This is a genomic window from Nostoc sp. (assembly GCF_036917395.1).
GTDB lineage: Bacteria > Cyanobacteriota > Cyanobacteriia > Cyanobacteriales > Nostocaceae > Nostoc.
The window spans coordinates 86,261-112,125 of the sequence record NZ_JBALDI010000084.1 but is presented as its reverse complement, the minus strand read 5'-3'; the positions used below and the strand labels follow the sequence as shown (position 1 = coordinate 112,125).

Here is a 25,865-nt window from a genome sequence, read left to right as displayed (position 1 = left end):
GTAACCCATAGGTGTTAGGTAGGTGCCGATTTTCATTCCTGAAGTTAAATTAGCATAAGCCTGTATTTCGCTATATAAACGGGTGCATTCGTCTCTTAGGGAAAACTACCAAGCCTCAAACGAGTAGCTGTAACTAAATTATGTACCAAACAAAGCAACAATCCCTAAAGGAAACTATGAATATTGTTGAATTAGGAGAAATGGAAATACTGGAGAATACTGCTGATATTGAAGAACCATTACTCGATATTTTAGAAGCAGTGGCAGATGAAGAACCTGCAATTATAATAGAAAATCTGGAATCAGACGAACGCGACGGGGATGAGATGGCGGCGGCTCGTCCTTCGGGATACAATAAAACCGAGCATGATGATGCCGTAGGCGCGTTTTTTAAGGAGATGGCGCGTTATCCGCTCCTAAAAGCTGATGAAGAGGTAGAGTTAGCGCGGCGAGTTAGGTTTCTAGAAGAAGTTAGGGAATTACAAGCTGCCTTACACTTAAAACTGGGACAGGAACCTACCAAGTTAGAAGTAGCTTCCGAGCTAGAAATGACAGAAAAGCAATTAGAAAGTCGCTTGTATCAAGGTAGAGTAGCGAAACGTAAAATGATTCGCTCGAACTTGAGATTGGTAGTTTCTATTGCCAAGCGATATCTGAATCGGGGAGTGCCTTTTCTGGATTTAATTCAGGAAGGAGCAATGGGTTTAAATCGCGCTACAGAAAAGTTCGATCCTGATAAGGGATATAAATTTTCTACTTACGCCTACTGGTGGATTAGACAAGCAATTACCAGGGCTATAGCTAACGATGCGCGGACAATCCGGCTACCTATTCATATTGTTGAAAAGCTTAACAAGCTGAAAAAAGCTCAACGGGAACTCAAACAAAAACTCTGTCGCAATCCTACTGAAGGCGAAATGGCAGAAGCTTTGGAAATTAGTGTGCAACAACTACGCCAACTACAACAACTACGGCGGCAAGCACTTTCTCTCAACCACCGCGTCGGTAAAGAAGAAGACACGGAATTGATGGATTTGCTAGAAGATGAAGATAATCTGTCTCCAGAAGCAAAAATGAATGAAAACATGATGCGTCAGGAGATTTGGGAAGTCTTGGGTGACGTGTTAACTCCACGAGAGAAAGATGTGATTTCTCTACGCTATGGTTTGACGACCAGCGAACCCTGTACCTTAGAAGAAGTTGGCAATATGTTTAATCTTTCTCGTGAGCGAGTCCGACAAATTCAAAGCAAAGCCATGCGAAAATTGCGGCGTCCCCACATAGCTAAACGCTTAAAAGGTTGGTTGATTTAATTACATTGATGAAGATAGAGATGCAATACCTGACCTAATTAACTCCACTAACGAACATGGAGAAAATAAAGTGCAAAACTTGAAATTTTGTCGGTGAGCCAGTGCGTTGCGAAGGTTCTCTCCGTTGTAGCAACTGGCGTTGTGGCGTTGTGTTATGGACATTTGTCCTAATACTAATTCTGCATGAAGATGCGCCAAACTATAATAAGGAACGAACCGCAAAGGGCGCATACTCTTACGGAGAAGCAAGCTACGCGCAGCGTCTCGTAGAGAAGGACACAAAGAAAGAAAGAAAATTTGGCGCAGCCTCACAAAGAAATGGTATAACGCATTTAAATTCATAATGCTGCCGTCCCTCGGCAATAACACACCGGACAAAACTTGCTCTTGATTAAATCCACATTCCTAAGAAATTTAGAGAGCTTGTATCTGTATATTATATTTCTTCAGCTTCACCTACTCCAATTCGCAAAAACCAGGCGTTTTGTAGGTTTTTTAAGCTTTTGTTTAGTGATGACTCAAAAATATTTGCACACTTGCCTATAGACTATGGACTATGAACTATGGACTATAGACTGATGACTTCGTGTAGCAATTTGATTGTGCGTTTTGCTGAACCAGCTGATTGCAGCGTACTGTTTAAATTAATTCAGGGGCTTGCTGAGTATGAAAAATTATCTCACGCTGTCACTGGCAATGCTCTGGCACTTGAGGAGCATTTATTTGGTTCACACAAGTATATAGAAGCGATTTTAGCAGAATCTGCGGGTCAAGCTGTTGGTTTTGCCCTATTTTTTCATAATTATTCAACATTTTTGACCAAGCCAGGAATTTATCTGGAAGACTTATTTGTTTTACCAGAATATCGCAGGCAAGGTATTGGTAAAGCTCTGATTACTAAAGTAGCCCAGATAGCTGTAGAACGTGATTGTGGGCGGTTAGAGTGGAGTGTGTTGGATTGGAACGAATCAGCTAAAGCATTCTACCGTAGTATGGGAGCATCTATATTAGATGATTGGCAAATTTGCCGTGTCACAGAAGATATGCTTCCTCATACTAATTCTTTGTGAAACTGCACAAAACAAAGCTTGGTCAGACTTGGGGCAAAATCTCTAAGTTCTGGAGCAACCTCACCGAATTTTAGATTTTAAATTTTGGATTTTGGATTGTGGATTGAATATTCTTGCGTTCCATTATTTATAAATGTTTGAGAGCAAGCGAATTTAAACGCGAAAAGAATTTTATTATCCAAAATCCAAACATTTTATGCATTGCCCACTTCGGCTACGCTCAGTGCATCGCCTGACTTGATTGCTGGGATGAATCTAAATTCTATTATCCAAAATCCGAAATTGATTGACAGGTAATTGGTATCAGTTAGGAGCTGCGAACTAAAGAACAAAGGATGAAGCAAGACAATTTTCATCTTGAACATTTTATCATTGAATACTTATCATTTTTTGGTTATAAAGTATTTAAATTTATATAAACTTGCATTTTCATCATCAGACATCGCTCTGTATTAACACCTCTGAATCTAAAACCAGGAATATTCAAAATCCAAAAACTTTCAAAGGAAGTTTGACAGATTGTCGTTTGACTATGGCAGCAGTTCAACTGACAATTATGGAGGATATTGCACCGAATAAGCCGTTATTCCAGAGAGAGAACACCAAATGAAAAAAGTTATTACAGTAATGCTTTTAGGCATAGCAATCTTCACCTTTGCCTTCAGTAGTCCAGCATTGGCAGCAGATGCTGTTAGTGGAGCTAAAGTATTTAGTGCCAATTGTGCCTCTTGTCACGCGGGAGGTAAGAATCTGGTTCAAGCGCAAAAAAACCTGAAGAAAGATGCTTTGGAAAAGTATGGTATGTACTCAGCGGAGGCGATTATCGCCCAAGTTACAAAAGGTAAAAATGCCATGCCTGCTTTCGGCAAACGTTTGAAACCTAACCAGATTGAAGATGTAACTGCTTATGTACTTTCACAAGCAGATAAAAACTGGAAGTAGACTAAAATCTAACTTCAAGGATTAACAATTAGTGGGGCTTTTTGTCCCGCTAATTTTAGGTTACCAAAATTTCCCAATAGAATATTTATAACTGATTTATGGCAATTATTTGTCATAGTAATAGAGAATTTAAATCAAGCGATTGAACTTCAGAAATATTTTGCTGTAGCTGATAGCGATCGCTAATTTCTAAAAAACATTTGAATACTTTGAAAACCAAGGAAAGAGAGTTACCTACAAAAAAACTCTAGATTTACTAAAGAGTTTGCGACAACAAATTTCGTCTGCAACGGAAATCGCTCTTTTCTAGCACTGTCAGGGTTATACAGGGTATCCACCAGCTTGAAAAATTTGTTCGGCGGTTAAATTTAACTCTTTTAAAGTAGGTGAGACGATGCGTTCCCCGAAGGGGTTGCCGCACGCATCGCTACCTTGAAACTGGCTGACTTGATATTCTCCCTCAATTAAGGTGTAAAGCGAGACAGTTGGTTGTTTGGGGTTGCCAATAAATCGCCTACCCCCTAAAGCCGCATAGTCTACAATCCAGTATTCTGGGATGCCTACAGCTTCATAGTCAGCAGCTTTTTTAAATAATCATCACGCCAATAGCTACTCACTACCTCAACTGCTAAGGGTATTGATTCCGCTTGGCTTACAGTAGATTCTTTTTTCCACAGAGGTTCATTTACCAAATTAGGGAGATTTAATATCAGTACATCTGGTGAGTAAGCCGATTCACTTTCAAGCGGTTTTACTAATACTGTTTTTGGGATGCCATAGGGTAGGCTGATGCGACTATATTCCAGAATAAATTTCTGGACTAAAAATACGATAATCTCTTCATGGTCGCCTTTGGTTGGGACATTTCGACTATTACTCCATCATGCAATTCATAACGTTTTCCTGTGTTGTCAGGATATTTAGCAACGAATTCATCAAATGTAACTAGTTTGCGTAAGGCTTGAATCATAAATTATTGCCTTCTATAGTGTTTGCAAAGCTTCCAGTTTTCTCAATGCTAACGTAATTCGTAATTGCTACAGGGGAAGAGGCTTTGAGGCTTATTGCCCTTAGCCTTTTGGAGCCTAGCTTGCTTATGAAGCGCAATATCTCTAGCCCTTGGAAATCGCACTCTGGGAATTTGAGCGCCTGAGAGAGAATAAAAGATATCTCAACTCAGAGTCAGATCATATTACCAGTAGAACCGAGATCACACTTCAATAAGTTCATCTTGGCTAAACTAAACATTTTACTAGAACAAATGCTCACGTAAGAACTGAAATTATGGCAATGAAAAGAGCGGATCGCAAAGATTCTAATCATGACAACGCTGTTAATAATCCTCACTCACGGCAGAAAGAACCAACTCCTCCTTATGAGTTAAGACTTTCATTGATGACTGTCCGTGCCAATCTTGAAGAAACTGTATCTCAACGTGATGAGTGGCAAGAACGTGCAAAAGAATACCAGGAAGCTGCATCCCAACTAGTTCATGTTCAGCAAGAGATTCAAACTTACCAAATTGAGGCTAATGAACTAAAAGAGCGTGTTTCTCAAAATTATCGCTTTTATATTGATGAGCAAGAAAGTCATCAAAAGACGCTCTACCTTTACAACGAAGAAAAAACGAAAATATCCCAGCTAGTTCATGTTTACCAGCGAGAAATTCAAACTTGCGAACTCGAAGCTAATGAGCTAAAAGAGCGAGTCACTCAAAATTACCAGTTATATATTGATGAACAACAAAGTCACAAACAAACCCTTTGCCTCTACAACGCAGAAAAAGTGAGAGCGACTGAATTGCTTACCAAATATGATGCAGTAAACTCTGAACGAGAAATGTATTTGACTTTATACAATGAGGCGAAAGCAGAACTCAAGCATGAGCGACGTTCTAAAGCTGGTATTAAGGGATGGGAAACTCGCCGTAAAGCTGAGAATGAACGACTAAAACGGGAAATTGCCCAGATGGTTGTGCTACTACGTGAATCCTTAGAAAGTAAAGATGAAGCAGTAAACAGTCTTTACGTTGTAGCAGAACGTATGGATCGGATTCAATCTCTAGTTGATTCGGTAGAAGAAGAAACAACTAACAATCCTATAGGTTTGGTACAAAAGTTTAAACGCATCTGGCTAGCTATTAAAGATATACTTTCTGAATAAATAAGCATACTCATGAGCAAAAAATCACTCCCAATCATGCGAAAACAAGGTAAAGCAAGGCTGGGAGATCAAATTCGTAGTATTGCAGATCGCCTTAAACAAGAGACTTATGTACAAATAAAAACAACTTCCCGGATTTTAGGGGCTGCTGCTCAAATTGCCGAAAATCATGACCGACTTATTAGTGAAGTAGTTGATATGGTTGAGTCAGACCTTAATGTAGAGAAACAGGTATCTCAGAAACATATTTATACTATTGATATTCTAAAGCAACAGTTTAAAACATTACGGGATGCAAAAGCTCACTTTAACCTAAAAGTTAGTAGTTGGGAATCGCTAGTTAATAAATTAAATGCTGCATCTTCCCAAACAACTATAACACAGAATAAAACTCAATCAAATCGGAGTTTGATAGACAAGAATGTGATAAATTGCGAAGATAATCACAATAATATTGAAAAATTGACAGTTTTGTTAGAGCCTGATGTTGCAGAAATGTTTCCCAATTCGGAAGCAGTAAATGAAGCTCTGCGTTTTTTAATTAGAGTTATGAGTAAAAATAGTTTTTGAAACTGTAATGTTGTATTTATAAAAATTTTACATACTTCACACAATTAAAAATTGCTATATAGCAATTCTCATTTGAATGAGGTACATGGGTAGGGACACGGTATTGCTGTGTCCCTACGAATATGTGTGTTTATCTGTGGTTAATTATTTTTTTCTTTACCTTACTCAGCTACAAACTGCTATAGCTCTACTTAATTATTTGTGAATAGCAAGATTAGCGATATCTTAGAGAAATTGAAAATCTGAATCGTGGAAATATGACAGCGTGTCTTTTGACATGATTTTACTATTACAGCAACAATATTACGTGGTGACTGTTTTTAGTTGGTGTGAAAGAGAACGTGAAAAAGGATTTTTTGTTGCTAACAGCTGCTTTACCAGGTTTACTGATAGCGTTTCCTGGCTTTGCTGCTGAGAGTGAAATTAAGCAGAGAAATACTGATAAATCAACCGAAGTTATTTCAGATATTCCGAGTTTGAGTGAAATCGAGCTACCCGCTATTAATGCCGAATTATTAACTCAACAATCTGCACCGAATGAAGTTAATTCAGAAACTCAATCAGAAACAGAGCAAACTCCGAGCGATGATGCAGACATTCACATAGAAGCGATCGGAGAAAAAGATAACCTACCTCAATCTACTCCAACTTACGTAATTGATAAAGAAGAAATTCAAAAGCAGGGCGCTACAAGTTTAGCCGATATTTTGAAAAGAATGCCTGGTTTTGCGATCAATGATGTAGGTCATGGTGCAGATACTCACACAGGTACATACTATCGGGGAGCCTCAATTAATCAATCTGTATTTCTGATTAATGGCAGACCAATTAACAATAATGTTAACACTTATCATGGTGGAACTGACTTAAATAGCATTCCTGTAGAGGCTATTGAACGAGTGGAATTATACAGTGGTACAGCCTCTACTTTGTATGGTTCATCAGCCTTTGGAGGAGTTGTGAATATCATCACAAAGGAAGGTTATGGCAAACCTAAATTGAGTGCTAGTGCAGAATTTGGCTCATTAAGTTTAAATAATCAACAAGTGAGCTACGGTGGTTCATCTGATAATGTAAAGTACAACTTCAGCTTTGAAAGATTCTTTACAGATAACCGTTACCGCGTCCCTGTAGGTGCAGCAAATCGTGATAGTCAGGGATTTTTATCAAATGCAGACACAGCTACAAGTACTTATTTTGGTAGCATTGGACTAGATTTAGATCAGAAAAATTTTTTGAATTTAGATGTTACTAAACTCAGCAGTCGTCGCGGCTTAATTTATTTTGGTTTTCCTATTCAAAGAGATAGATTAGACCACGATGGTTTAAACGTTGGCTTATCCTGGAAAACTCGGCTAGGTAATGGGGAAAGCTCTAACCTGACAACCTCAATTGGTTATAACCAAGATTATTTCAGCACCTATGGCCCTACAGGAGCATTTTACCGTATAGGAGCTTTAGATACACAACAACTTACAGCCAGGGTAGATCATGAGTGGAAAGTTACTTCCAGTAATAAATTACGCTGGGGATTAGATTTGAAAAACACCGACTTAACTGGTGATGTTTTGAGTACAAATCCTAATAGTATTAGCAAGAACGAAACTGAAGATAGGAGTTTGTTCAATACAGCTTTATTTGCTGTCAATACTTGGAATATTAGTGAGAATTTCTTGATAGATTTAGGGCTAAGGCAAACCTTTGACAGCCAGTTTGGAAATTATCTCAACCCTAGTGTTGGGTTACGTTATGCCATCACACCAATAGTAGCAGTGCGTGGAAGTTGGGCAGGGGGACAACGCAATCCTGGGTTAGATCAGTTGTATGTCTATGATACAGTTCATGGTTGGGAACCTAATCCTGATTTAAGACCAGAAACTGGCTCTACTTGGAGTGCGGGAGTAGATGTCAATTTTTCGGAAAATCTGATTGGACAGTTTACTTACTTTGGTAGTAGTATAGGCGATCGCTTGGGAGTAATAGATGGAAAATGGGCAAATATTGGACTGGTAGATACCAATGGTTTAGAGGCTGCTTTGCAATTAAGAATTGCGGCTGGCTGGTCAACTTTCCTCAACTATACTTATACAGATTCCCAAATAAAGACGGGATCAGAGAGAGGTTTGCAGTTAGGTTTGATTCCATACTCTGTACTCCAAAGCGGTGTAGGTTATGAAAATGCGGGATGGCAGGCTAACTTGTATGTTACTTACAATAGTGGCGCTCGTAGAGCCTTCTTTACTAACCCTGGTGACAAGACTACAGACTTTGCACCATCTTTTGTAAATTTAGATTTGAGCGGTCGTATACCTTTAACTAGGAATTTAGGACTGACAGTTTACTTAGAAAATCTACTAGGTGAGCAATATGAGCGAGTTAATCGCATCTATAGCCCTGGATTCACTTTTCGTGTGGGTTTAAATGCCAATTTTTAGGTATTAAATCTAGAGATTTTGTCATTGCAAAATCTCTAGATTATTGGGATAAATAGGATTATTTGAAATTCATTAAAGAGTTTTTTGGTAAAGACGACACACCGCCATCCAATATAGTGCGTTAGGCTAAAGCCGTAATGCACGTTACTTGTAGCAATTTTTTGTGAAACTGTACAAAATCAGGCTTGGTCAAACAAGGGGCTTGAGTAACTGGTTCTATGCAACCTCAGAGGTAATCGGTATTAAGATTTACTTTTAATCTAAAATCCAAAATTGCTATGAGAGCCAGAATTGAAAATAAAATACTTTTTATCCACCACGAAGATTTGCCAGAGTTTAAGAAGGGTGGTTCGGTGGTGCGGAACTCTTATTTCTGGGCGCTACGTTCAATTGCTGGTCAAGCTTCCCGTTATCGTGATTGGGAATACGAACCGGAGGTTTGGCTAGCGCTTTCACGAATGCTTTTGTCGTTTGCTGAATCTGGGTATTTAGGTCTTAGAGAAACCTTGCTGGAGTTTCCTTTTTCTCAAGGGGAAATTCCTAATGTGCTGCGAGATGTGTCCACTTTTGAGTAGGGATGCTGCTGCTAGTAAGGGGGGCGGAGCCTCAAAGTAGTCACGTCGCTTCTCTACGAGACGCTGCGCGAACGCTCCGAATTCAAAATTCAAAATTCAAAATTCAAAATTCAAAATTCAAACATTTTTAATCCCTATAAATAAATTTAGGGGCTTGCTTGTAAGGACGCGGTATTTCTTGCGCTGTTCAATCGAAATACATTTTTTCGCTTCTCCATAAATAAATTCAGGGGCTTGTATACGAAAGCGTTTTCGGTCATTCCCAGTCTCCGACTACAATTCTATTCGTGGCTTTAACGGGCAACTGGGAATAAGATTTTAATGATTAATTGTGAATTAGTATTATGCAGGCGGAGTAACTGAAGTTGAGATTAGTTCTCTGACATGAACTGCGGAATCTTGTTGTAATGCTGATGCCACGATCGCTTCACATTTAACTATACTTAACCGAGCGATCGCTTGCTTGACTCCAGCTATACTTTGAGGATTCACGCTCAACTCATCCAGCCCTAAACCTAGTAAAATTGGTGTTGCTAAAGTATCTGCTGCCAATTCTCCACATAATCCTACCGAAATCCCTGCTGCATTAGCAGCTTGGATAGTTTGCTGCACCATTCTTAACACTGCTGGGTGTAGCGCATCAACCAAATTTGCCACGCGGGGATTAGTGCGATCGCTAGCCATGACGTACTGACTCAGATCATTAGTGCCGATACTAAAGAAGTCTACTTCAGCAGCTAACTGATCAGCGATCGCCACTGCTGACGGAACCTCTACCATAATTCCTACTTTCATCGCTGCATCGAAAGGGATACCAGCTTGATTTAGTTCCGCCTGCACTTCACCCAAAATTACCTTAGCTGCACGTACCTCCGTTACAGTCGCAATCATCGGCAACATGATCTTAATTTGGTGTCCCACACTGGCTCTCAAAATTGCCCGTAACTGAGTTTTGAACAAATCTAAATTATCCAAACAGAAACGAATTCCCCGCCAACCTAAGAAAGGGTTAGCTTCTCTTAAGCCTACTCTCAGATAGGGGAGTGGCTTATCACCACCTACATCTAAGGTACGAATAATCAACGGACGATGATCTAAAACTTGGGCGATCGCCTGATACACTTCTAGTTGTTCTTCTTCAGTCGGGGCGCTTGTCCGGTCGAGATAGAGAAACTCAGTGCGGAGTAGCCCCACGCCTTGGGCACCGCTAGCCACAGCAACTTGGACATCACTTATACTACCAATGTTGGCGAAGACGCTAACTTGCCGATGGTCACGAGTAATTGCTGGCTGATGTGCCGTAGCTAGTGCTTCCTGTTGGGCAGTTTGCCAAGCTGACTGCTTTGCTGCTAGTAAATTTAGGATATGTGATTCTGGTTCTACCCAAGCTCTGCCACTTTCACCATCAAGTGCCATAACTGTACCATCCGCCAAGTGCAACACCTGGGCATCCACTCCCAAAACTGCGGGAATACCTAATGTCCGGGCGATAATGGCGCTGTGAGAAGTGGCGCTACCTGAAGTAGTACAAATACCCAACACCTTTGTCGGATCTAGTCCAGCGGTATCTGAGGGAGTTAAATCAGTCGCCACCAAAATCGCCGGTTCATCAAGATGCACTTTTGCAGGGGCATTCCCAGCTAGTAATCGCAGCACTCTTTGCCCGACATCCACAACATCGTCAACTCGCTCTTGCAAGTAAGAATCTTCAAGTGTGTGGTAGGAAGTTGCTACTTCATCTACTACGGTTTGCCAAGCGGCTTCAGCATTTAGATGGTGTCCTAAGATGCGCTCTTTAGCCGCTTCTAACAAGACTGGATCTTCTAAAAATAGTAGTTGGGCATCAAAGATGGCGGCTTCAGCATCACCAATTTGAATAGATGCTTGTGAAAAAACTGCTTGGATTTCCTGTCGGGCAGTGTGAATTGCTGATTGTACTCGTTGCCACTCTGCCTCAGGATCATCTACGTGGTATTCCTTAATCGAAATATGAGTAGGTTGATAATGAATAATGGGTGCGATCGCTATTCCAGCAGAAGCTGCAATTCCCGAAAGTTCGCCGTGAGTTGCTGGAGTAACTTTATGGTGAAATGCTGGTGGAGAATTCAAGACAACATTATCTTCACCCTCCGGGTTCGGCAGTCCAACGCCAGTCGCCTGCGACGGGAAACCCGTCTTCAGCGCTGGCTCCTCTTTGTTGGAACAACAAGACCGGGCTGCCTCACCAAAGTTATTTGCGAATAATGCCTGTAATGCCGCCAGCGCTTCATCTGCATCAGAACCAGTAGCAGTAATCACTAGTTCGTGCCCTTGACGTACCCCTAAAGTTGTGACTTGGTTAATACTGTCACCCCTGACTAGCTCAGTATTTCTGGTTAAATTCTGCACCAGAATTTGGGATTGAAATCGGGCTGCGGTTGCTACAAACTGTGCTGCGGGACGGGCGTGTAATCCTAAGCGATTGCTCACAATCAACCGGATTTCTGGCGTTGGTGATTCTCCATTTGTTGTTGGGGTATTGCTACTGACAACTGACAACGGCCTACTAACTACACCTAATTGAGTTGCTTTTGCTAAAAGTGCGCCGCCTGCTTCCGCCATCACTTGGTGAATATCCCTACCAGCCGCCGTCGCCACCACAGCAGCGATCGCACCTTCTACTAAAGGTGCTTCACACAAATGAACTTTTTGCTGCTGTGCTTCTGGGAGAAACTCTATTGCCATTTCTGCACTCAGCAAAGCACTACCCAAATCCATTAACACCAAGACACCATCATCAGAGAAAACAGAAGCGATCGCTTCATAAACCTGGATCGGATCTGTACCCAATGGGTTTTCTGGATCTTCAATACCTGCTGCAACAGCTATAGGGACTTGGCCGTGAACCATTTGCGCGGCGAGTTCCCGCACACCCAAAGCTAGTTGTTTACTGTGAGAAACGATGACAATTCCGATCACTGCCACACCGCCAACCTTGTTGAGAGGTTTGTGTTTAGCTAGTTATCCATTTCATTTTCTCATTCCGCACCGCTAAAAACAGCGCTGATCTTTATTACAATTGCAACTGCCCGAAAATATTCCGGTCTTTCCAGCTATAAATGCGAACAAAATAGCCTTCTTTTACGGAAATATCTGGTGTCCACTCATGAACTCCATCGCTAGCAGTACGAGAATAAATGTTTTGGATAAGTTTGTTTCCATCGTACAACTTAATCGAGACATCACCGTCAAAATTATCCCGCCACAATATTAAATAAGGTTGATCCTTCTTTGGAAGTATTTTCTTCACTGGCTGACTGATCAAGATTTTTGGCGCAACCTGATTTTTGGTTTTCTTACGGAATCCCAGATAATGAGGTAGGTGTCGGAAAGCCGGATTTTCTTGAGGATTAGACAGTTGTGGAACAATAATATTGCCGTTCTGCGAATTAAATAAATAAGTTGATCTACCGCCGTCAACGGTAATGATATCGCCTTTAACTCCTAATTTACGTAATAAATCGGCTGCCTCGTCCAGAGTTGCTTGGTTCACCGTCATAATCAACAAAAGCTCGTCACCCTTAACACTATCTTTGTCCAGAGTACCGATGATTTGATACTTATTCGCTTGGTTTTGGGCTAATACTTTCGCCGGATGATCGCTGTATCGGTAAGTGACAATGGCATTGTTTACTGCTTTTTGGTTGAGAGGCGCACCACTAACTTGGTCGTAATCAGTAATGTATGCCTGCTTACTATTCCAGACTAGGGCTTTGAGGTGAATATTAGTATAGTATTTCTCTTTTGGTTGCTTGATTGGCCCATAAGGGCTAGTGCCACCACTGATGACTACACCATTGAGTTTAATTGGAAAGGATAATTGAGAACTAGATTGGTATTGCTCAAAAAAAGAACAGTTAATCAGAGAAAAAACATTGTTTGCGTAAAGTTTCTTATATTCGTCTGTAACTTCAGAAAACAACTTGGTTTTGAAAAAAGGGCTGTAATATTTACCTTCTCCTTTATAATATTTACCTTCATTTAGACCCATATTATCTACCTCTCCGGTAATTTGGTCTATGTGCATTTTTCCCAGATTAATAACTTGTAAATATGCTTCGTTACCATTTGTTAATTGTTTTTTATATAAACCTGCCCCATCTATAACCTGGAGAGGCTGATAAGAAGACAGAGGGTTGAAAGTTTGGGCAATCAAAAGGCTACTCAGAATCGGCAGTAAAAAAAGCAATAAATTGATTACAGGATTCATCGTCTCTAACCGCAATTCCACAAGAAGTTGTCGTTACCACTTTAAGGCTAATAAGTCGCGACGCCGATAGCTAGCGATCGCCCAGCGTCTCCAAGTGTTGCGTTAACGAGTCTTGCCTACGGTATGCTGGCGCGAACGAGCATCATAGCCCCTCGTAGACATCGCATCCACAAAACTTTAGTAGGACTTACGCAAAATATCTCTCAAACTCTGATTTCTCCGTGCCCTCTGTGCCTCTGCGGTTCGTTATTCCGTAACTTGTGCGTAAGTCCTATTTAGTTAATTTCACTTAAGGAAGTTTTGAATTTCTGATAGTAAATAGATTTATAAGTTAATTGCAATGATTTAAGCATTGCTTATAAATATAAGAGCATTTGTTGCAAACGTTTTGACATTTGCATAACTAATTTATACTTTTCCAGCAATGACTTAAGCATTGCTTATAGATGTAAGAGTATTTGTTGCAAACGTTTTGACATTTGCATAACTAACTTATACTTTTCCAGCAATGACTTAAGCATTGCTTATAAATGTAAGAGCATTTTTTGCAAAAGATGAAGTATTTTTAGCAATTGCTTATAGCTGACCTACAAATGCTTAAACATACCTTATGAATGATCTAACATTAGCTACAAACGTTTAAATTTTGACAACTAGTCTTTGAATGGGAGCAATGTCTACGACAGTCTACGCCTACGCCGTTTAGTTATTAGTGGTGAAGCATTGAGGCAACGCCTGCTGTAGTATGATTGTGGTTTTATCCTACTAATGGTATAAGAGATGACGGCTCAATTTGAATACAGCACTCTCGCCCATCCACAGGATATTCAGCAACTGGGGTATATCTTTGAGCAGTGTTATATCAGCGCATTTGGTGGCGAGGAAGTTTACATCAATCTCGTTGGCGTAGAAAATTTCCGAATTATCCGTAAATTGCAGCAAGTAATTGGTGGATTGGCAACTTTGGATATGGGTCAGTGGTGGGGTGGTCAACGTGTACCCATGACAGGAATTGCGGCAGTAGGCATTGCTCCAGAGGATCGCGGTTCCGGAGCTGCGATCGCTCTAATGCAGCACACCCTCAAAGAACTTTATGCTAGGGGCGTAGCGCTCTCCGCTCTTTATCCCTCTATTCAAGGCTTGTACCGAAAAGTCGGGTATGAGCAGGGGGGTCACTTGTGTGATTGGGAAGTTGCTGCTAACAGTATCCAGGTGCGGGAGCAACCTTTACCTTTGGAACCAATAATTCCGATCAATCATGAAATCTTTCATCAGCTGTATCAGCAGCAGGCGAGACAAACGCATGGATATTTAGACCGACATCCAGCAATCTGGGAGCGCTTAATCCAACCAGATAAGAAGGAAACATTTTACGCATATTTTATCGGTACCAAAGAGAAACCCCAAGGCTACATCCTCTTCAGCCAACATTCAGCAGAGGATGGCGCAATTCTGCGGATCAAAGATTGGGTAATACTCACAAATTCTGCTGCACAAAGTTTTTGGTCTTTTCTTGCCAATCATCGCTCTCAAATTGACCGGGTGCGATGGAAGAGTTCTGTGACTGATTCCCTGACATTGCTGCTACCAGAGCAGACTGCCAAGATCGGGAATACGATCCGCTGGATGTTGCGAGTGATAGATGTAGTTAAGGCGCTGGAGGCGCGGGGTTATCCATCGGGAATCGAAACTGAACTGCACTTAGAAATTCAAGATAATTTGCTAACTGGAAATAATGGTAAATTCATTCTTTCTGTCGCCAACGGACGTGGTGAAGTCACCAGAGGTGGAAGAGGTGAGTTGCAGCTAGATATCCGAGAATTGGCACCATTGTATACAAGTTTGTTCACCCCCTACCATTTGCAACAAGCCAGAAAACTGCATGGGACACAAGCCGCTATCTTAACAGCTACGCAAATATTTGCAGGTGCGTCGCCTTGGATGGCTGATCACTTTTAAGGCACTTACAAGTAATAAAATACCCAAATGGCGAAAGCGCCAAAATATTTGGGTAATGCCAACAATATTATTGAAACGGCTGGGCATTTTATTTTTTGGATCTCTTTAAGGGGAGTGGGGAATTGGGCTTCGGGGCATTCCGATAGAAGTAGGGTGTGTTATGCCGTAGGCTAACGCACCTTGAATTGTTGAAGTTGCACTGCTCAATTGTTAGGGGGGTGAGGGGGACAAGGAAGCAATTTTTCTCCCTTATCTCCCCTTGCTCCCCCATTTCCCTGATCTCCCACACCTGATACCGTTTCACTTTAATAATGATACAAATACGTTGGTAGGGGCACAGCAATGCTGTGCCCCTACGAGAAATCTAGATGTATCAGGGTTTGTGTAAAATGGTATGAGTTACTAACTCAAATTGCTAGTTAGTTCAGGAAATTTCGAGTGCCACTACCACCATACCTACCAACAGCAGGAATTTCTAGTAGGCTATCCGTGGCTTTGCCAGTACCATCATTGGTAACAGAGGTAGAGTTACCTGGATGTCCATTCGGAACGAACAGTTGCGGGTGGTCAAAGGGCGCTTTCTCATACCGAACTCGCTCATCAGTCAATCCCTTTAAAAAGGCGACCAATTGCTGTTTTTCTTCTGGTGAGAGATTCAGCGGCGGAAGAACTCCAAAGTCACCACCCCGATTGTAAAAATCAACCACTTGCTCTAAAGTTGCCTGACCTCCATTGTGAAAGTAGGGAGCAGTGAGTTCCACATTGCGAAGTCCAGGTGCTTTGAAGGCTCCGTCTGCAAACACAGTTTCATTAGGCTTTAACGGTGGACTGAGAGTGGGGGGGTTTTCGCCGAGGAGAGCTTGAAATTTCCCTGACTGAGCCAATCGTGCCTCTGAAAGCGGATTACCTTGGCCGTTACCAGATAAACCGTCATTACCACCCAAACCTAGATCGTCCGTAACAGGTCTGACGCCGATATTGAAGAAGCCATTGTCTTCAGGACTGTTTGGAGGGAAGGGCGCACGTTTGATTCGTCCCTCTTTAGCCACGTTGCTCACTGAAGCAGCTGTTAATTCTGATCCAACATGACAACCAATGCACAGACCTTTGCCTTCAAACAGTTGTTTACCCAGTTGCTGCTGCTTGGTTAGGGCTGTGGTGTTTCCTTGCAAGAAGCGATCAAAAGGCGTATCATTGGCAATTAGTGTAGACTCGTACAACTGAATTGCAAGCCCAAAGAATAGCGAGAAGTTATACTCCAACAGTGTGTACTCATTGGTTTGGGAAGAGTTATCAGGCGTGTTGACAAAAGTCCGTCTACCTTGAGCATCAACTTGGATGAGTCGATTAGATTTCCACCACTGCGGCTTAAAGGCATCTTTAACTAACTGCTCGTAGGTTCTATCCTTCAGTCCGGGTAGAGGCGATCTACTGTCTGCACCTAAAACGCTGTCTTGTGGATGCACAACCTGTTTGCCTAACGGTCTGAGGCTAGTTAACTTTTGCGCCAGTACTCGAGGGAGCTTTGTACCGCTAATTGACAGAACATTTTGCACCAGTCCGTTGATAGATTTTATGTTGTCAATTTGCCCCAAATTACCAGTAATATCTTCAACGGAACTGAGTAGCGGGCCAACCAGAGTATCACCAATATTATCTAGATTATCTAGCGGCAGTGTGGTGAGAGATTTTTTGTTGTCAATTCGCCCGAACTTATCACCAATTTCTTGAAAAGTGCGACCATCAGCAGACGACTCGAAGGAACTGAGTGGTGGGCCGAGCGCCTGGGAAGCCAAAGACGAATTATTCAAGCTGATTTTGACAAATTTGAGCTGATTTGGGTTTTCTGCTTTTACCACAGAGGCATTAGGGTCTCTTAAACCGAAGGGATTCACCCCATTAAAGATCCGCTGCGCCCTTCCATCCCAGAAGTTGCGGAAGTTGAATACTGCATTAATTACGGTTGGCGTGTTACGCGCCTGGACACGGCGCACATTCGTACCTCCCACGTTAAACACCTTATCTGGCTCGGTTTTTGCTTCGTCTTCCGCGCTACCAGGTTTAACATTAACAAACTTCGTATTGGAGACCCCCTGAGAGGAACTGACATCGTTACGGTCAGATACAACGGTCTTGGGATCATTCGGGTTTGACAGCTTGTGGAAGGGAAAATCTTCTTTTCTTAGCTGGTAGTTTGGCGCACCACCTACATCAAAAACTGTATCCGGATTCGATGTCCGATCAGCGTTAACCCGCAAAAGCCCAGGAGAAATCTGATTTTTGGATCTATTGTCGGCTCCAGCATGGAAGTGACAACTAGCACAGGAAGTCAGTCCGTCGCTCCCAACCTGTATATCCCAAAAAAGAGTCTTTCCTAATTTGATCGCGGCTACTTTGTCTTTTACAAAGTCTCCAAGATTGTTAGGTTCTGGAATCGATACGCTCTTGAGCGAAGCTAGAGGCGGCGTAACCTGGGCTGATACAGTATTTCCAGCTATTACTGCTGCTAGAATAATCGCAGCAATTGTTATAGTCCTTAAAAATCTTGATTTCAGGTAGTTAATTTTACCATATCTGAATCTCCGCTCTTGGGGCTTTATTTTTGTCACCAAAGATTTGAGCAAAAATCGACCTTTTGAGGTCAGTAGCAAGTAAATTGATAAGCCTGTAATAAAGACTACTAAGCCTATGAAGGGTATAAACCCCATAGTTTTTTGTAATAAAATAACAACGGATAAATTATATACTTACGCGAGAATTATAAATTTAATATTCATGTAAAGTAACTACATAATTTACGAATTTTATGTGAACAAAAAGCCCTATATGACTATCAAGAAATTGAACGGTAGAGGTAAACTGTTCTATTTTAATTTAGATTAGCTAGGCTGCTAATATCCTTTTTCCACAAGAGTTTGATAAAATATAGCTATGTATAATAGATGTGTTTTAGCTTGTTATTAGCCCTACTTTGAGTAGGATATTTGAATGTCACTACATCAAAGTTCTGGTCGGTGGCGTTTAGGGCTAGCGTTATCGCTATTGACGGTCTTATTGTGGGGAATTTTACCTATTGCTCTGACGGTAACTTTGCAAGTGCTTGATGTATATACCGTTATTTGGTTTCGCTTTTTAGTATCTTTTTTATTACTTGCTGTGTATTTAGGAATACGCGGTAAATTGCCAAAGTTAGAACAATTGTTTTTTGCTTCTAAGAAATTATTAGCGATCGCGACAATCTTTTTAGGGATTAATTACTTTTTCTTCATGCAAGGTTTAGCACTAACATCGCCTGCTAACGCTGAAGTTCTCATTCAATTATCTACCCTTTTATTAGGTTTAGGAGGGTTAGTAATTTTTAAAGAACGTTATCGACTGTATCAATGGATTGGTATAAGTGTACTAACTTGCGGTTACCTTTTATTTTTTGGTGAACAACTAAGGAATTTAATTACAGCGCATGGCACATATATACTAGGTAGTGTTTTGATTGTGCTAGGAGCCACAGCATGGGCTATTTATGCTTTGGCACAAAAGCAGTTATTACAATCTTTATCTTCTTCTAGTATCATGCTGATTATTTACGGGGGCTGTGCTTTATTATTCACTCCTCTAGCCAGAGTAAAATCGCTTTTTATACTTGATACTTTCCACTTAGGAATGTTGCTTTTTTGTGCTTTGAATACTTTAATCGCTTACAGTGCTTTTGCCGAATCATTAGAACATTGGGAAGCATCACGAGTGAGCGCAGTATTAGCTTTAGCTCCCATTGTGACATTAATATCAGTCGGAGTTGTATCAGTTATTGCACCTTATTGGATACCAGCAGAACACTTCACTTTCATCGCAATATTAGGAGCGGCTTTAGTAGTCACGGGTTCAGTAGCGATCGCCTTGGTAAAAACTGATTAATAGAAATAATTTTCCGGATTTTTACTGGGTTATTCATTTAGTGAATTTGTGCCATATTCAAAGCTACAATATAAGTACTGAGGCAGAAGATTTTTTATTTGTTATGATTTGATGGTGAAGCAAAACTACTGGAGTCAGCCTTTTGTAAGATGGATATTTTACTCATCTGTGCGACTCCGTAGTATCTATCTGATTTTTGACTTTATAGCCAAGATAAAAATTCTTGAATAAGAATTAAAAAATCAGAATTCAGGAGTCAGATAAAGCTTTCTCCATTCGCAAGTCATACACAATTCATCCTAAATTATAACGACTGACTCCTAAATTCTGTTTTGATAAAATTGAGGCTAATAATTTAAGTAAACCAAGCAGGGTGTCCGAATAACTACCAAAGCCAACACCGAATAAAACCAGACCACCGAAACAGTTGAGCGATGAATAGTTTGTTTGGTAATTGGGCCAGCACCTTGAGAAAAAATTTCCTGTTGCTGGTTCTTTCAATGATGCTGCCAACGTTTGGAATTAGTAATTCTGTCTTGGCAGCAGAGCGGATTTATGCATCTTATTCAGCTTTAGAGCTTTCTATTTCAGTCACTACTTTAGAAAACTACGCGAAAACAGGTGTAATTGACGACGATTTGGCAGCCTATCAGCAATATCTGCCTCTTCAACAGCTTCAAGAATTACGGCAGATTTTACTTAATCGTGTGAAAGTTAGTCCAGTAGTACTTTCACAATTTCTCTACACACCGCAAGGAGAATTTTTGCTGCATCGGTTGGCGCAAGTGATTAAAACCAAATCTCCTCAACCAGAACCAGAATTTCATGCTTTGCGTTCGGCGGTAATTTTAGCCTCTGCTGAATCAGGAGGCTTGACACTTTTAAATGTGTTGCGTAAATATCCCACCAACAGCATTAACCTTGATGTAGTGCAGACTTTGGAAATAGCTACAGAATTGGAGAAACTTGCTAATAAAACCCATCGAGCGATCGCAGCAGTTTCCCAAGAGTCTAAGATTGAAGCTGCTTCCATAAAACAACCAATTTTCTCGCAATTGTCTGATTTACAGGTTCCGGGAAAGTTTAAATCACAAAAATATACCCTGAAGTTTTTCGACTCAACCCGCAATCGGCCTTTATTAACTGATGTTTATATTCCCAATGTCCAGAATCCTGCACCCGTAATTGTGATTTCTCACGGCTTAGGTTTAGACAGCAGCAACTTTCAATATTTAGCCACTCACCTAGCTTCCTACGGATTTGCCGTCGCCGTTCCCAATCATCCTGGTAGTGATGCTAAACAATTACATTCTCTGTTGAATGGACGCGCCAATGATGTAGCAGAACCAAGTGAATTTAAAGACCGACCTTTGGATGTAACATATATATTGAATCAATTGGAAAAAGGTAACCAATCTGATTCACGATTTAAAGGTCGATTAAATCTGCAAAAAGTTGGAGTATTTGGTCAATCTTTGGGAGGCTACACAGCCTTGACCCTGGCAGGCGCTAAAATCAACTTTGAGCAGCTAAAACAAGACTGTCAACCAGCAGTGCTGCAAAATACCTGGAACATGTCTTTACTGCTCCAATGTCGTGCTTTAGAATTGAACATCAGCAAATCTGCCAAGGATTATAACCTGCGGGATGAGAGAGTAAAAGCTGCGATCGCAGTTAATCCCATTACTAGTTCTATTTTCGGCAAAGCTGGCTTAAGTCAAATTAAAACTCCAGTGATGATTGTCAGCAGTAGTGATGATACAGTTGCACCAGCTTTATCCGAACAAATTCTACCTTTCTCCTGGTTCGCTAATTCACAAAAGTATCTCGTCATGCTTGTAGGTGGCACCCACTTTTCCACCATTGGCAATGGCAACCCTGCAAATCAACAAGTAGCATTACCTGCCGATATGATTGGTGATGCTTCCCAAGCGCGTCGTTACATGAATGTTTTAAGTTTACCTTTCTTCCAAACCTATGTTTCAGGAAGGTCACAATACACCCCCTACCTTAACGCCGCTTACACTCAAAGCATTTCTAGTAAGTCTCTTGGTTTAAATCTTGTCAAGTCATTGAATACAATAGAATTGGCTCAATTGCTGGATTTGGAAGGAGGAAAACCTTTAAAAAAAAAGTTCCCAACACCATAGTCAGCTTCGGATTTTGGATGTTGGATATTGGTGTTGCATTGCTGCATGTAATGATTTTTATTTGACATGTAGGCATAAATGTCTAGACAAGTCTTGTATTTATATAGCAGAATGCCTATTGTCAAACTTATAAAATTTCACTGTGCAAGGTTTTCTCAACTTAAACAAACCATTTGACTGGACTTCCCACGACTGCGTAGCGCGGGTGCGAAAATTGTTGCGCCTCAAACGTGTGGGACATGCGGGAACTTTAGATCCAGCAGCTACCGGGGTATTACCAATCGCCCTTGGTAAAGCCACAAGATTATTGCAATATCTGCCAGAAAACAAAGCTTACAAAGCCACCATTCGGCTGGGTGTACGTACTACAACTGATGATTTACAAGGTGAAATCATCACTTCTCAACCTTGTGCTGGATTGAGTTTAGCAGAAGTGAAAACTGCACTGGCACAATTTGAAGGTAAGATTGAGCAAATACCACCTATTTACAGTGCAATCCAAGTGGATGGTAAACGTCTCTACGACTTAGCACGCCAAGGTAAAACGGTGGAAGTTCCAGTGCGAACAGTGGAAGTTTTTCAGATAGATATTTTGGACTGGAGAGAAGGAGATTTTCCGGAATTGGATGTGGCGATCGCCTGTGGTTCTGGTACATATATTAGAGCGATCGCTCGTGACTTAGGTGCAATTTTAGAAACTGGTGGCACTCTTGCGGCTTTGATCCGCACCCAAAGCAGTGGTTTCGATTTAACAGATAGTCTCACTTTCACAGACTTAGAAACTAAACTCCAAGCCCAGACATTTCAACCTTTTGTACCTGATGCCGCCTTGAAACATTTGTCATCTGTAACTTTACCAGCAACATCTGCTCAAAAATGGTGTCAAGGTCAGCGAATTTCTCTAACTTTCGATGTTTCTGGAATAGTGAGAGTTTATGATCAAGAGACTCGCTTTTTAGGTATTGGGCAATTACAAGAGGAAGTGTTGATTCCCCAAATGGTTTTTGAACCTATTTCTTGAAAGTGTGGTAAATTGAAGGTTTTAATTTGAACACATTTGGGCACAATCTGTAAAATTTTCACCAATAGTAAATTAAATGGGAGCTTTACCCAATAATTGGGCAGATATTCAATCTGATATCACATATAAAACAACGAGTAACTTGCTAGTTTGGTTTGCAAGCGAGCAAATATGACCAGAATGGCAAACATTTAAACGTTTCTGAATTACGTAAGTATAAGCTCTAGTATTTGTAAATCTTATAGTAGCGAATCGCCAAGTACTAACTTTAATAGATTTAGGACTTACGCAAAAAACCTCTCAAATCATTCCTCCGTGTACTCTGTGTCTCTGTGGTTCGTTCTTCCATGACCCGTGCGTAAGTCCTGAGATTATCTCCAAAAGCTTGAACTTTAACTAAACACTGGAATGCTTCACCACTAGCCGTGTGACACAATTAGAAGAATAATATAAGCAACTGCTATGACACAAAGGCTAGATCGGATTGAGGCAATCCGAGAACGGACAGCACAAAGCGCTGAAGCGAATACGAGAGCTATAGATGGTAATAGAGTAGCCATAGAAGCGAATATTGCGATGTCTGGCGACAAGCCGCTTCTCTACGAGAGGCTGCGCCAACGCGTCTACGCCCAACTACCCTCAACCGTAAATTCCTTGATGCAGGTAGTTGAAATCCATCAGCTCAACCATCAAGCAACTCAACATAACTTTGAAGGAATTGTCACCGAATTCAGAGAAATCAGATCGGAAATTAGAGGGTTGAGAACAGAAAGTCAACCCATTCTAGAACATTTGTTCGGCAGACAGGAGAACGGGGAGTAATGAGCGATCGCCATATCACCACTGCTGCACGTCTTAATGTCTACATCCAAGGTCAAGGATTCCCCATTTTGGGCTTACACGGTCATCCTGGTTCTGGTCGTAGTCTATCTGTCTTTACCAATCATTTATCAAAACGCTATAAAACTTTTGCCCCTGATTTACGTGGATATGGCAAAAGTCGCTGCAATAGCAATTTTGATATGGATGACCATTTGACCGATTTACAAGCCCTGCTAGACCGTTTTGAGATTGAAAAGTGCCTAATATTGGGATGGTCACTTGGGGGCATTCTGGCAATGGAATTGGCATTACGTTTGCCAGAGCGCGTTACAGGGCTGATTTTAGTAGCGACAGCCGCAAAACCGCGTGGCAGTCATCCGACCATCACTTGGCAAGATAATTTATATACTGGTGTTGCTGGCCTACTAAACTATATAAAACCGAGTTGGCAATGGAATATTGAAACTTTTGGCAAGCGATCGCTTTTCCGCTACCTAATCCAACAACATACATCTACCACTTACAACTATATCGCAACTGTTGCAGTACCAGCTTATTTGCAAACCTCTCCTGCTGCTACTCGCGCCCTCTATAGTGCAATTCAATCAGGATACAACCGACTTCTAGATTTGCAACAAATACAATGTCCTAGTTTAGTACTTGCTGGTGACCAAGACCGCCACATCACATCTGATTCCAGCTTAGAAACTGCTCAACACCTCCAAAATTCTCAGTGGCAGTGCTATCCCAACACCGCCCATCTTTTCCCGTGGGAAATTCCCCAGCAGGTGCTGAATGACATTGACCATTGGCTCAAAGTTCATCCGCAGGTAATTGGTATTGATACTGCCCATGTCTAAAGTAGGGGGAATTCTTGAACAGTTAATATAGACTTTCAAACGTGTGTACCAACCGCCCCGTCAATAGTCAAAAGTCCAAGGGTTTTTGACTATTGAACAAATAATTCGTAATTAGAACTCGAAATTACAAATTACGAATTACGAATTGTTTTCATTCTCTGGCCTAACTTAAAATTTGACCGCCAAAGTCAGGCTGTACTTTGCGGTCAATCTTTTCCCCCAAGTCTTCAGCGATTGTTAAAGTATTAGGTTTGCAGCGCTTGACATTCACTGCAATTCCCTGCGCTCCTTCTACTTCCAAATCTTCTATATATCCAGTACTTGACAATTTTGCTTCAGAAGAACTCAGAAATGGGCCGAAGTAGTACGTGCAGCGGGGATTCTGCGTCACAATCTCTACCCACCAAGCCAAGCCGATGTAGTCGAATGTGTTAATTAACACTTCCTTGAGGTTATGCCAAATAGTTTTCATGATTTTCGCCGATTTATAAACGTGCTACAGGGTATTAAACGATATACTACTTGATTATCTTTTACATTTATTTATACTCTTTTACTATTATTTTTTCAAAGAAAATTTTTGTAATTTATCTAAGTGCAGCGTGTTTAGCGATCGCTGCCGATAAATTTCATAAAGCGCCATACCCGCTGCTACGGAAGCATTGAGGCTGGGTGTCTTACCCTGTAGAGGAATCGATACTAAAAAATCACAGGAGCGTTGAGTTAACATACTCAGACCTTCGCCTTCTGAGCCGATTACCAAAACGATTGGCCCAGTGAAATTGACTGTATGCACGGGTTCGCTCCCACTTGCAGCAGTGCCGTAAATCCAAAAGCCAGCTGCTTTTAATTCTTCTAAGGCGCGGCTGAGGTTGACAACTCTAGCTACAGCAAAATTTTCTAAAGCACCTGCTGCTACTTTCATGACAGTGGAAGTGATCCCAGATGCCCTTCTCTGGGGAATCACCAATCCTTGAGCGCCTATTGCTTCGGCGGTGCGAATAATTGCTCCCAAGTTGTGGGGATCAGTAATTCCATCAGCCACGACAATTACAGGATCGGTTACAGCTTTTGTCTGTTCAATTAGATCCGGCAATTCGATGTAGGCGTAGGGAGCAATTTGTGCCGCCACACCTTGATGATTAGCCCCGTTGGTGAGATGGTCTAAGCGCTTGGGTTCAACCTCATCAATAACTGTGCCATTTTCCTTCGCTTGCAGGAGAAAATGGTGAAAGCTGGGATCGTAGCGCAGACGAGTAGTAATCCAGATCCGATTGAGATTGCGCTGATTTTGCAACGCACTCAATACTGGATGACGACCGTAGATGAGATCGCTATCTTCTTCTGTCGGTGTAGATACAGACGCCTGGGAGAAGTTGCTATTTCGTTGTCGGGAGTTGCCAGAAACGGGGTTGCTATCTATTTTCCTGGGATTGCGAGTGGGATCAGCAACAGAAACGGGGTTGCTATCTATTTTCCTGGGATTGCGAGTGGGATCAGCAACAGAAATGGGGTTGCTATCTATTTTCCTGGGATTGCGAGTGGGATTAGCGACAGAAATGGGATTGCTATCTATTTTTCTGGGATTGCGAGTGGGATTAGCGACAGAGATGGGATTGCTATCTATTTTTCTGGGATTACGAGTGGGATTACTAACAACACGCTTACCCTGAATTTTTACGGGTTGTCCACGATTTGGTTCGCTAGAAGTCTTGACTTTTCTTGGTTTATTCTGCATTTGAGTTATGGATATAGCGTATAGTTGGTCATCCCGATTCCCTCAATTTCTTGAGCCTAATTTACTGCTGTGGCTACTGTGAAATT

At 41.3% G+C, this 25,865-nt stretch carries 18 protein-coding genes and 1 pseudogene; 13 read left to right on the top strand and 6 right to left on the bottom strand.

Annotated elements, in window-relative coordinates:
- The first annotated feature begins 140 nt into the window (after nucleotides 1-140).
- The 3 genes from V7K46_RS29605 (at nucleotide 141) to petJ (ending at nucleotide 3,325) form a co-directional block, all read left to right on the top strand.
- Entirely contained in the window at nucleotides 141-1,313 is a 1,173-nt protein-coding gene (locus V7K46_RS29605) for an RpoD/SigA family RNA polymerase sigma factor (protein ID WP_335119634.1), read from the top strand.
- 578 nt (nucleotides 1,314-1,891) lie between these two features.
- Nucleotides 1,892-2,383 carry a GNAT family N-acetyltransferase gene (locus V7K46_RS29600; protein ID WP_335119632.1) on the top strand — a complete coding sequence of 164 codons (492 nt, stop codon included), beginning with the start codon at nucleotides 1,892-1,894 and terminating at the stop codon, nucleotides 2,381-2,383.
- 606 nt (nucleotides 2,384-2,989) lie between these two features.
- Nucleotides 2,990-3,325, top strand: coding sequence for a cytochrome c6 PetJ (petJ, locus tag V7K46_RS29595; protein WP_335119630.1), 336 nt, complete (start codon nucleotides 2,990-2,992; stop codon nucleotides 3,323-3,325).
- A 321-nt stretch (nucleotides 3,326-3,646) separates the two neighbouring features.
- On the opposite strand, the pseudogene V7K46_RS29590 reads toward petJ, so the two are convergent.
- A pseudogene (locus V7K46_RS29590) lies at nucleotides 3,647-4,295 on the bottom strand (Uma2 family endonuclease).
- Between the two features lie 314 nt (nucleotides 4,296-4,609).
- Here V7K46_RS29590 and V7K46_RS29585 point away from each other — a divergent pair.
- The 4 genes from V7K46_RS29585 (at nucleotide 4,610) to V7K46_RS29570 (ending at nucleotide 9,068) form a co-directional block, all read left to right on the top strand.
- Nucleotides 4,610-5,488 carry a hypothetical protein gene (locus tag V7K46_RS29585; RefSeq protein WP_335119628.1) on the top strand — a complete coding sequence of 293 codons (879 nt, stop codon included), beginning with the start codon at nucleotides 4,610-4,612 and terminating at the stop codon, nucleotides 5,486-5,488.
- Nucleotides 5,489-5,500: 12 nt separating this feature from the next.
- Entirely contained in the window at nucleotides 5,501-6,058 is a 558-nt protein-coding gene (locus V7K46_RS29580) for a hypothetical protein (RefSeq protein ID WP_335119626.1), read from the top strand.
- A gap of 341 nt (nucleotides 6,059-6,399) precedes the next feature.
- A complete protein-coding gene (locus V7K46_RS29575; RefSeq protein ID WP_335119624.1) occupies nucleotides 6,400-8,493 on the top strand; it encodes a TonB-dependent receptor plug domain-containing protein in 2,094 nt (697 codons plus the stop codon).
- A 278-nt stretch (nucleotides 8,494-8,771) separates the two neighbouring features.
- Nucleotides 8,772-9,068 carry a hypothetical protein gene (locus tag V7K46_RS29570; protein ID WP_292771956.1) on the top strand — a complete coding sequence of 99 codons (297 nt, stop codon included), beginning with the start codon at nucleotides 8,772-8,774 and terminating at the stop codon, nucleotides 9,066-9,068.
- Between the two features lie 342 nt (nucleotides 9,069-9,410).
- Here V7K46_RS29570 and ptsP read toward each other — a convergent pair whose 3' ends face one another.
- Nucleotides 9,411-12,026: a phosphoenolpyruvate--protein phosphotransferase gene (ptsP, locus tag V7K46_RS29565; RefSeq protein WP_335119695.1), complete on the bottom strand. Its 2,616-nt coding sequence runs from the start codon at nucleotides 12,024-12,026 to the stop codon at nucleotides 9,411-9,413.
- Between the two features lie 94 nt (nucleotides 12,027-12,120).
- Complete coding sequence (locus tag V7K46_RS29560) at nucleotides 12,121-13,338, bottom strand: hypothetical protein (protein WP_335119622.1); 1,218 nt, start codon at nucleotides 13,336-13,338, stop codon at nucleotides 12,121-12,123.
- A gap of 759 nt (nucleotides 13,339-14,097) precedes the next feature.
- On the opposite strand from V7K46_RS29560, the gene V7K46_RS29555 reads away from it, so the two are divergent.
- Nucleotides 14,098-15,276, top strand: coding sequence for a GNAT family N-acetyltransferase (locus V7K46_RS29555; protein WP_335119620.1), 1,179 nt, complete (start codon nucleotides 14,098-14,100; stop codon nucleotides 15,274-15,276).
- A 419-nt stretch (nucleotides 15,277-15,695) separates the two neighbouring features.
- On the opposite strand, the gene V7K46_RS29550 is transcribed toward V7K46_RS29555, so the two are convergent.
- Nucleotides 15,696-17,984 carry a cytochrome-c peroxidase gene (locus tag V7K46_RS29550; protein WP_335119617.1) on the bottom strand — a complete coding sequence of 763 codons (2,289 nt, stop codon included), beginning with the start codon at nucleotides 17,982-17,984 and terminating at the stop codon, nucleotides 15,696-15,698.
- A 280-nt stretch (nucleotides 17,985-18,264) separates the two neighbouring features.
- On the opposite strand from V7K46_RS29550, the gene V7K46_RS29545 reads away from it, so the two are divergent.
- From V7K46_RS29545 to V7K46_RS29525, 5 genes are all read left to right on the top strand, one after another.
- Nucleotides 18,265-19,188, top strand: coding sequence for a DMT family transporter (locus tag V7K46_RS29545; protein WP_335119615.1), 924 nt, complete (start codon nucleotides 18,265-18,267; stop codon nucleotides 19,186-19,188).
- A gap of 434 nt (nucleotides 19,189-19,622) precedes the next feature.
- A complete protein-coding gene (locus tag V7K46_RS29540) occupies nucleotides 19,623-21,338 on the top strand; it encodes an alpha/beta hydrolase (protein WP_335119613.1) in 1,716 nt (571 codons plus the stop codon).
- A gap of 142 nt (nucleotides 21,339-21,480) precedes the next feature.
- Nucleotides 21,481-22,359: a tRNA pseudouridine(55) synthase TruB gene (gene truB / locus V7K46_RS29535; RefSeq protein WP_335119611.1), complete on the top strand. Its 879-nt coding sequence runs from the start codon at nucleotides 21,481-21,483 to the stop codon at nucleotides 22,357-22,359.
- A gap of 462 nt (nucleotides 22,360-22,821) precedes the next feature.
- Nucleotides 22,822-23,181 (top strand): hypothetical protein, encoded by a 360-nt coding sequence (locus V7K46_RS29530; protein ID WP_335119609.1) that lies wholly within the window; start codon nucleotides 22,822-22,824, stop codon nucleotides 23,179-23,181.
- Nucleotides 23,181-24,041, top strand: coding sequence for an alpha/beta fold hydrolase (locus V7K46_RS29525; protein ID WP_335119607.1), 861 nt, complete (start codon nucleotides 23,181-23,183; stop codon nucleotides 24,039-24,041). Before V7K46_RS29530 ends, V7K46_RS29525 begins: the two co-directional genes overlap by 1 nt.
- Before the next feature lie 163 nt (nucleotides 24,042-24,204).
- On the opposite strand, the gene V7K46_RS29520 is transcribed toward V7K46_RS29525, so the two are convergent.
- Together V7K46_RS29520 and rlmB are read right to left on the bottom strand one after the other, a co-directional pair.
- Nucleotides 24,205-24,513, bottom strand: coding sequence for a DUF1816 domain-containing protein (locus tag V7K46_RS29520; RefSeq protein ID WP_335119605.1), 309 nt, complete (start codon nucleotides 24,511-24,513; stop codon nucleotides 24,205-24,207).
- Between the two features lie 87 nt (nucleotides 24,514-24,600).
- On the bottom strand, nucleotides 24,601-25,779 hold the full coding sequence (rlmB, locus tag V7K46_RS29515; RefSeq protein ID WP_335119603.1) for a 23S rRNA (guanosine(2251)-2'-O)-methyltransferase RlmB: 1,179 nt from the start codon (nucleotides 25,777-25,779) through the stop codon (nucleotides 24,601-24,603).
- Between the last annotated feature and the right edge of the window lie 86 nt (nucleotides 25,780-25,865).

Excerpts from the sequence above, each read along its gene's own strand:
- V7K46_RS29605 (WP_335119634.1), top strand. The coding sequence starts at position 141 with ATGTACCAAACAAAGCAACAATCCCTAAAGGAAACTATGAATATTGTT.
- V7K46_RS29600 (WP_335119632.1), top strand. The coding sequence starts at position 1,892 with ATGACTTCGTGTAGCAATTTGATTGTGCGTTTTGCTGAACCAGCTGAT.
- petJ (WP_335119630.1), top strand. The coding sequence starts at position 2,990 with ATGAAAAAAGTTATTACAGTAATGCTTTTAGGCATAGCAATCTTCACC.
- V7K46_RS29585 (WP_335119628.1), top strand. The coding sequence starts at position 4,610 with ATGGCAATGAAAAGAGCGGATCGCAAAGATTCTAATCATGACAACGCT.
- V7K46_RS29580 (WP_335119626.1), top strand. The coding sequence starts at position 5,501 with ATGAGCAAAAAATCACTCCCAATCATGCGAAAACAAGGTAAAGCAAGG.
- V7K46_RS29570 (WP_292771956.1), top strand. The coding sequence starts at position 8,772 with ATGAGAGCCAGAATTGAAAATAAAATACTTTTTATCCACCACGAAGAT.
- V7K46_RS29555 (WP_335119620.1), top strand. The coding sequence starts at position 14,098 with ATGACGGCTCAATTTGAATACAGCACTCTCGCCCATCCACAGGATATT.
- V7K46_RS29550 (WP_335119617.1), bottom strand. The coding sequence starts at position 17,984 with ATGGGGTTTATACCCTTCATAGGCTTAGTAGTCTTTATTACAGGCTTA.
- V7K46_RS29545 (WP_335119615.1), top strand. The coding sequence starts at position 18,265 with ATGTCACTACATCAAAGTTCTGGTCGGTGGCGTTTAGGGCTAGCGTTA.
- V7K46_RS29540 (WP_335119613.1), top strand. The coding sequence starts at position 19,623 with ATGAATAGTTTGTTTGGTAATTGGGCCAGCACCTTGAGAAAAAATTTC.
- V7K46_RS29530 (WP_335119609.1), top strand. The coding sequence starts at position 22,822 with ATGACACAAAGGCTAGATCGGATTGAGGCAATCCGAGAACGGACAGCA.
- V7K46_RS29525 (WP_335119607.1), top strand. The coding sequence starts at position 23,181 with ATGAGCGATCGCCATATCACCACTGCTGCACGTCTTAATGTCTACATC.
- V7K46_RS29520 (WP_335119605.1), bottom strand. The coding sequence starts at position 24,513 with ATGAAAACTATTTGGCATAACCTCAAGGAAGTGTTAATTAACACATTC.
- rlmB (WP_335119603.1), bottom strand. The coding sequence starts at position 25,779 with ATGCAGAATAAACCAAGAAAAGTCAAGACTTCTAGCGAACCAAATCGT.